This is a genomic window from Streptomyces sp. NPDC058964 (assembly GCF_042741275.1).
Classification (GTDB): Bacteria; Actinomycetota; Actinomycetes; order Streptomycetales; family Streptomycetaceae; genus Streptomyces.
On record NZ_JBHYKH010001091.1, the window covers coordinates 1 to 1,011 of the forward strand.

At 70.3% G+C, this 1,011-nt stretch carries 1 protein-coding gene and 1 pseudogene; one reads left to right on the plus strand and one right to left on the minus strand.

The features are described from left to right. On the minus strand, nt 1-183 hold a 183-nt coding region (locus ACFW2E_RS47885), incomplete at its 3' end, for a hypothetical protein (RefSeq protein WP_384478705.1). Nucleotides 184-185: 2 nt separating this feature from the next. Between ACFW2E_RS47885 and ACFW2E_RS47890 the strand changes: the two are divergent. Further along, nucleotides 186-1,011, plus strand: a pseudogene (locus tag ACFW2E_RS47890) (glycoside hydrolase family 48 protein); the annotation flags it as partial.

The following is a 1,011-nucleotide window of genomic DNA, read 5'->3' on the forward strand; positions in this document are numbered from 1 at the left end:
ACACTCGTCCCCCCCGGGCGGGAGGGTGGCCCGCGGCCCCCCCCGCGAGGAGTCCGGCACCCGGACGATCCGCCTGAAGTGCACCGCCGGCAGCGACGACCGGGCGAGGGGCACGGTCGAGTCGGTCGACGACACCTCGCTCTTGGTGACGTGGGAGGGCGGCGTCGGCGAGGAGACGTACACCCGGCCTGTCGGTCTCCGCCGGGGCGAGCCTCACCTTCACCCCGGCGAACTGGGACACCGCCCAGGAGGTGACCATCGCGGCCGACGCCTCCGGCACCGGCTCGGCGGTCTTCGAGTCGACGGCCCCCGGCCACGGCAAGGCCTCGGTCACCGTGACCCAGCTGGGCGCCCAGAAGGATTACGACGCCCGCTTCCTGGAGCTCTACGGGAAGATCACCGACCCGGCGAACGGCTACTTCTCCCCCGAGGGCATTCCGTACCACTCGGTCGAAACGCTGATCGTGGAGGCGCCGGACCACGGGCACGAGACCACGTCCGAGGCGTACAGCTACCTGCTGTGGCTCCAGGCCATGTACGGCAAGGTGACCGGCGACTGGGACCGGTTCAACAACGCCTGGGAGATCATGGAGACCTACATGATCCCCACCCACGCCGACCAGCCGACCAACTCGTCCTACAACGCGTCCGAGCCGGCGACCTACGCCCCCGAGCTGGACACGCCGGACGAGTACCCGGCGCCGCTGGACGGCACGGTGCCGGTCGGTCCGGACCCGATCGCCGGCGAGCTGAGGTCGGCGTACGGCACGGACGACGTCTACGGCATGCACTGGCTCCAGGACGTCGACAACACCTACGGCTACGGCAACTCGCCCGGCAACTGCGAGGCGGGCCCGTCGGACACCGGCCCCTCCTACATCAACACCTTCCAGCGCGGCGCGCAGGAGTCGGTGTGGGAGACGGTTCCGCAGCCCACCTGCGACGCCTTCAAGTACGGCGGGAAGACCGGCGACCTGGACCTGTTCACCGGGGACTCCTCGTACGCCAAGC